The sequence below is a fragment of the Kitasatospora sp. NPDC001664 genome, assembly GCF_053596675.1.
Window position 1 is genome coordinate 23,311 of record NZ_JBSFGS010000052.1, and the last position, 6,000, is coordinate 29,310.

General features: G+C 74.0%; 5 protein-coding genes and 2 pseudogenes. 2 read left to right on the forward strand and 5 right to left on the reverse strand.

The genetic code is table 11. From position 1 onward, the window contains the following. Nucleotides 1-174 precede the first annotated feature (174 nt). Entirely contained in the window at nucleotides 175-1,548 is a 1,374-nt protein-coding gene (locus tag ACWCYY_RS39120; protein WP_449798789.1) for an MFS transporter, read from the reverse strand. A gap of 234 nt (nucleotides 1,549-1,782) precedes the next feature. On the opposite strand from ACWCYY_RS39120, the gene ACWCYY_RS39125 reads away from it, so the two are divergent. Continuing rightward, nucleotides 1,783-2,361 carry a TetR/AcrR family transcriptional regulator gene (locus ACWCYY_RS39125; protein ID WP_345280353.1) on the forward strand — a complete coding sequence of 193 codons (579 nt, stop codon included), beginning with the start codon at nucleotides 1,783-1,785 and terminating at the stop codon, nucleotides 2,359-2,361. A gap of 7 nt (nucleotides 2,362-2,368) precedes the next feature. Here ACWCYY_RS39125 and ACWCYY_RS39130 read toward each other — a convergent pair. From ACWCYY_RS39130 to tsaD, 4 genes and pseudogenes are all read right to left on the reverse strand, one after another. Further along, nucleotides 2,369-2,482: pseudogene (locus ACWCYY_RS39130) on the reverse strand (aromatic-ring hydroxylase C-terminal domain-containing protein); the annotation flags it as partial. Nucleotides 2,483-2,506: 24 nt separating this feature from the next. Then, on the reverse strand, nucleotides 2,507-3,391 hold the full coding sequence (locus tag ACWCYY_RS39135; RefSeq protein WP_449798790.1) for an arginase family protein: 885 nt from the start codon (nucleotides 3,389-3,391) through the stop codon (nucleotides 2,507-2,509). 114 nt (nucleotides 3,392-3,505) lie between these two features. After that, the gene (locus ACWCYY_RS39140; protein WP_449798791.1) at nucleotides 3,506-4,615 is read right to left on the reverse strand and encodes a winged helix DNA-binding domain-containing protein; all 1,110 of its coding nucleotides are present in this window, start codon (nucleotides 4,613-4,615) and stop codon (nucleotides 3,506-3,508) included. 38 nt (nucleotides 4,616-4,653) lie between these two features. Further along, nucleotides 4,654-5,715 (reverse strand): tRNA (adenosine(37)-N6)-threonylcarbamoyltransferase complex transferase subunit TsaD, encoded by a 1,062-nt coding sequence (gene tsaD, locus ACWCYY_RS39145; RefSeq protein WP_345280359.1) that lies wholly within the window; start codon nucleotides 5,713-5,715, stop codon nucleotides 4,654-4,656. Between the two features lie 181 nt (nucleotides 5,716-5,896). Between tsaD and ACWCYY_RS39150 the strand changes: the two are divergent. Next, nucleotides 5,897-6,000 (forward strand): annotated as a pseudogene (locus ACWCYY_RS39150) (superoxide dismutase); the annotation flags it as partial.

The window sequence follows — 6,000 nt, forward strand, 5'->3', positions numbered from 1 at the left end:
GGGTTGGCCCCGAGGGGCGTGAGGGACGTAGGTGGTGAGGCCGGGGGCGCGAGGAACTGCGCGCTGGGGAACGGCAGCGCGTGCAACTGGCTGACGTGCCCCGATCTGGCTCTGGGCCGCCTTCCGCTTCGCGCAGTTCCTCGCGCCCCTGGTGGCGTAGCCAGGTGCGCCGCTCTAGCGAGTTGCTCTGGTGCGCAGCAGCAGCGTCAGGGCGGCCGCCACCGTGAGGGTGGCTGCGGCGAGGAGGAAGGCGAAGGCGTAGCCGGAGGAGACGGCGGCCGGGGTGGGAGTGGTGCCGGCGTGGGCGGTGGCGAGAGGGATCAGGACGGCGAGGCCGATCGGGGGGCCGATCTCCATCGCGGTGTTCATCACCCCTCCGGCCAGGCCGGCTTGGTGGGCCGGGGCGTCGCTGACCGCCCAGACGGTGGCACCCGAGAAGGTGAAGCCGGCCCCGACCGGGAAGAGGACCACTCCGATCAGCAGCGGGCCGACGTACGCGCTGTCGGCGGAGATCCCGCTGAGCACCGCGAGCCCCAGGGCGGAGAGCCCGAGCCCGGCAGAGGTGACGGCGGCGGGGGCGTACCGGGCCAGGGCCCGGCCGGCCAGCGCACCGGCCGGCACCACTGCGAGGGCCGGCGGGACGAAGGCCGCCGAGGTGGCCAGGGTCGAGTAGCCGCGCACCTGCTGGAAGTAGAGCGCGAGCACGAAGAAGTAGGTGGCCATGCAGGCGGCGGTCAGCGCGATCGCCGTCAGGGCGGCCACCCGGCGGGGCGAGGCCAGGAAGGAGGGCGGCACCAGCGGGCTGGAGCCGCGGAGCTGGGTGAGCCCGAAGGCCGCAAGCAGGACGGTCCCCACTGCGATCCACAGGCTGTGGACTTCGGTCAGGCCGAAGATCAGGGCGGCCAGGCCGGCGGTGGCCAGCACCGCGCCGGGCAGGTCGAGCTTCTCCCGCCGGGGCCCGGGCCCGGACGGCAGCACCCTGGGGGCGGCGAGCACCACCACGGCGGCCACCGCCGCGGGGGCCACGAAGGTCCACCGCCAGGAGACCCAGTGCAGCACCACGCCGGAGACGATGTTCCCCGTACCGGCCCCGATCGAGGCCAGCACGCCCCAGACCGCGAGGGCCCGTCCGCGCCGCTCGGCGGCCGGGAAGACCGAGCCGAGCAGGGCCATCGCGGCCGGGGCCGCGGCGGCCGCACCGACGCCCTGGCCGAAGCGGGCCGCCACCAGCAGCGCCAGGTTCGGCGCGGCGGCGGCGAGGGCCGAGGCGAGTCCGAAGACCAGCACTCCGGCGGTGAAGACCCGGCGGTGGCCGAGCAGGTCGGCCAGCCGTCCGCCGAGCAGCAGCAGCCCGCCGAAGGAGAGGCTGTACGCCGAGATGGCGAGCACCAAGTCCGTTTCGGTGAGCCCGAGTTCGGCCTGGATCGCGGGCAGCGCGACCGTGATCACGGTGATCGTGGCGATCAGCACCACCTGCACCGTCCCCAGCAGTGCGAACGCGGCCCGCTGCCGTAAGACCGGCGGCCCGAGGGCCGGATCCGCAGCCATGACACCCCTCCAGCTTTTCCAGACCAATCGTTCCAGATAGAGACCAGTTCGCCAGATCTCTGCTGTTCCTGAACCGTAGCAGTTCAAGAACGCTTGGTCCAGATAGAGCAATGATCGCCCCTCCGAGAGGCTCAAGGGATCACGTGAACCAGTTCATCGACCCCTCGGACCCGGCGCCCTGGTCCCCGGTCCACTACTGGACCGAACGGTCTCGAATGACTTACGGTCGGAGCCATGGCGAGGACCAAGGAGTTCGATCCGGACAGCGTGCTGGTGCAGGCGATGGACCTGTTCTGGGAGCGCGGCTACGAGGCCACCTCGATGGCCGACCTGGTCGAGCACCTGGGCATCGCCCGGGCCAGCATCTACGGGACCTTCGGCAGCAAGCACGACCTCTACCTCAGCGCCCTCAAGCGCTACCTGGAGAGCCGGGAGACCGGGTTCGTCGCGGCCCTGTCGCAGCCGGGCCCGGCCCTCCCGGCCGTCCGGGCGCTGGTGGAGAGCTGGGTGCACGAGGCCCTGCACGACTCCGAGCCGCGCGGCTGCCTGGTGGTCAACGCGGCCATCGAGCTCTCCTCCCGCGACCCGGTGGTGGCCGCCCAGGTCGAACGGAGCTGGACGGTCCTGGAGACCGCCCTGACCTCCGCGCTGGTCCGGGCCCACGCCCAGGGGGAGCTGGACGGGTCCAAGGACCCCTACGCACTGGCCCGCTTCCTGCTGGTGCTGCTCCAGGGGATCCGGGTGATCGCCCGGGCCGCCCCGGACCGGGTCCGGATCCGGGCCGCCGCCGACCAGGCGCTCTCGCTGCTCTGAACCGCCGTCAGCTGCCGGACGGCTCGCTGAACCAGCGGGTCAGCGCGGTGGTGAGCGGGGCCGGTGAGGCCGAACTCCAGGCGGCGTAGCCGTCGGGGCGGACCAGCGGGGCGGTCAGTTCGGTGACGCCCCGCGGGGCACCGCCTCAGGTCAGCCAGTCGTGACAGGCCCGGACGACCAGCTGCACCAGCCGCATCGCGTCCAGCCGCCCGGCCGCGCCCTCCGCCCCCTCGGGGGCGAACTCGGTCACCGTGAGTTGCCGCACCGGTACGCCCGCCGAGCCCACCGCCCGCAGGGTGCCGCCGAGTTGATCGGTGGTCAGCCCGTCGGGCAGCGGCGCGGCGACGCTGCGGACCACCCCGGGGTCGAGCACGGACACGTCCAGCAGGACCGCGCAGGCGGCCGCGCCGGAGCCCGCGACCAGCGACTTGAGCTCGGCCACGTCCCGGGCCAGGTCCCGGCGGTCACCGGGCCCCTCGGGGCGCCCCTGCACCAGGCCGCGCTGCCCGTACTGGACGATCCGCAGCTCCTCCAGCCGCTCCAGGTGGCGGACGAAGTCGCTCCTGGTCGGCCCGGAGGGGCAGCGCGGCTCCTGGTCGTCCTGCTCCGCGTCCAGGTGCGCCAGCACGCCGGCGAAGCCCTCGTGCACCCAGTAGCCGAGCGAGTCGTCGCCGCCCAGCACCAGCAGCAGCCGGCAGGTGGCCCGCAGCCGCTCCAGCACCTCCGGCACCAGGTCGAGGTCCTGTCCGGCGTTGAGCGGGTCCATCCGCAGGTCGCCGGCGTCGGCGAAGGTCAGCCCGGCGCAGAGCAGCTCCTGCTCCGCCCGGTCCCACCAGCCCGGGACGGGCCCGCGGAGCAGCCCCGGGCTGACGGCCCGGGAGACGCTGCGCAGCATCCCGGGGCCGAGGTCGGCCCGACCGGCCGCGCTGCTCCCGCTGTACGGGAGCCCGACCACCACCACGTCCCAGTGGCCGTTCGCCCGCCACGGCTCGGCACCGAGGAAGCCCTCCGTCGCACTCACCCTGCGCACCGACCATCACCTCTTCCGGTCAACGTGCCCGTGGCGCCGCGTCGTCGAGGGTTCGGCGCACGACCGAGTATGTGGACGGGCGGTGAAGGTCGCCATGGTCCGGCCGGGACAGTGTCAGGTGGTCGTGGGAGCGGTGATCCGGACCTCGTGCCGCGCCGCCTCCGGGGCCAGGAAGCGGGCCAGCGCGGTGCCCTCCTCCACCAGGTCGTGCCGCTGCGCGGCCGTCAGGCGGTGGAACGGACGCACCGTCACCACCGCCTCCCGCTTGCCGGTCTCGATCCGCCAGGTGGCCGCCACCCAGCCGTCCACCAGCACGGACCGGGGCATCTCGTTCACCCCGGCGAAGCCCTGGTCGGCGAAGTCCACCGTCAGCACCCTGCTCCGGTCGGCGTGCGAGAGCAGCAGGTTGTCGAAGTCGTAGAGGTAGCGGACCGGCGCCGGGACGTCCCCGTCCGGGCGGGGTGCCTGCGGGAGGTCGAACAGTTCGCGGCCCTCCTCGTCCCGGAAGGTCACCAGCTCCGGGCGGAGCCGGTCCAGCACCTCGGCCAGCCTGGTCAGGCCCGACCACTGCTGCACGTCCTTGACGGTGGCCGGCCCGAAGGCCGCCAGGTAGCGCCGCACCAGCTCGTCCACCGGAGCGGCCCGCAGGCCCTGCCCGGTCCACTGCTCCAGCGGCAGGTGGGCCACCGGCCCGCTGCGGCCCCAGAGACCGCGCGGCGGCACCTGCGCCAGCGGCACCGCCGCCCGCACCGCCTGTGCCATCGCCGCACCGTCGTGCCCGGGCCAGCGTTCGGCCAGCAGCTTCCCCAACTCGGCGAAGGTGAGCGGCCCTTCGGCGAACGCCGCCCGCCCGGCCGCCGTCACCTCGGCCAGGTCCAGCCCGGCCAGCTTGCGGCGGAAGGCGGACAGCGTGCCGCGCTCGATCACCGGGTCGACCAGCGGCCGCAGCCAGCGCGCGTCCTCGGTGGTGAGCAGGTGGATCGTCCCGCGCATCACCGCGATCCGCACCGCCGCACCGTCCGCCAGCAGTGCCGAGGCCTCCGCCGCGGGGTCGCGGTCCATCCGGCTCCACAGCCCGACGTACCAGGTCTGCGGGGTCTGGGCCTGGAGCCCGGCCAGCCGCTCCAGCACCTGCGGCACCGTCAGCCCGGCCCGCTCCAGCAGCAGTTGGCGCGCCAGCGTGGCCCGGTTGAGCGCCCTGGCGTCCAGCACCGTGGTGGTCATGCCCCTCCTCCGTCGTACGTCCGGGGCCGACGGTACCGTCAGGCGGCTGCCCGCCGCCGGTGGGCGAGCGGGACCAGCGCGGCGTGCTCCAGCGGGGCGGAGGGGTCGACCGAGACGTCGGCCGGGGCGGGTTCGGCGCCGGCGCGGACCAGCAGGTCGCCGATGGCGGCGATCATCGCGCCGTTGTCGGTGCACAGGCCCAGCGGCGGGACGCGCAGGGTGATGCCGGCCGAGGCGCAGCGGCGCTCGGCCAGTTCGCGCACCCGGGAGTTGGCGGCCACCCCGCCGACCACCACCAGGGTGGTGATCCCGTGGTCGGTGCAGGCCCGGACGGCCTTGCGGGTGAGCACGTCGGCCACCGCCTCCTGGAGGGCGGCGGCGGCGTCCGGCACGTGCGGGCGCTCCTGGGCCTCCACCCAGCGGGCGGCGGCGGTCTTCAGGCCGGAGAAGGAGAAGGCGTAGGGAGCGTCCTGAGCACCCGTCAGCGGACGCGGGAAACGCACCGCCTTCCGGTCGCCCTCGCGGGCCGCCCGGTCGATGGCGGGGCCGCCGGGGTAGGGCAGGCCGAGGATCCGGGCCACCTTGTCGAAGCACTCGCCGGCCGCGTCGTCCAGGGTGTCCCCGAGGTGGACGATCGGGTCGCGGGCCAGGTCGCGCACCAGCAGCAGCGAGGTGTGGCCGCCGGAGACGATCAGCACGACGCACGGGTCCGGCAGCGGTCCGCCGTCCAGGGTCGCGGCGGCCACGTGGCCGGCCAGGTGGTGCACCCCGTAGAGCGGGACGCCCAGCGAGAAGGCGTAGGACTTGGCGGCGGCCACCCCGACCTGGAGCGCCCCCGACAGGCCGGGCCCGGTGGTGACGGCCACCGCGCCGACGTCGGCCAGGGTCAGCCCGGCCCGGTCCAGCGCCTCGCGGACCACGGGGGCGACGGCGTGCACGTGCGCCCGCGCGGCGATCTCCGGCACGACGCCACCGAAGCGCGCGTGCTCGTCCATGCTGGACGCCACCGCCTGGCCGAGCAGCACCCCGTCCCGGACCAGTCCGGCGCCGGTCTCGTCGCAGGACGACTCGATGCCCAGCACCACGGGTGAATCCGACATGGTTCCGCCTTGTTCCCTCGTTCATGTACTTGCATTGATTGTGCAACAAGGGCGCTAGGTCCACGGACCTAGGCTGGATCGGACCTTGGTCGGAACCGGCCCGCCGTTCCTTGCCCCTTGCGGCACAAGGATGTTGGGGTCGTAGACGACAGATCAGCGCTCCGAAAAGGTGGTGGGCCCGATGGGCACCTACACGCTCCCCGATCTTCCGTACGACTACTCGGCTCTGGAGAAGGCGATGTCCGCCGAGATCCTCGAGCTGCACCACTCCAAGCACCACGCCGC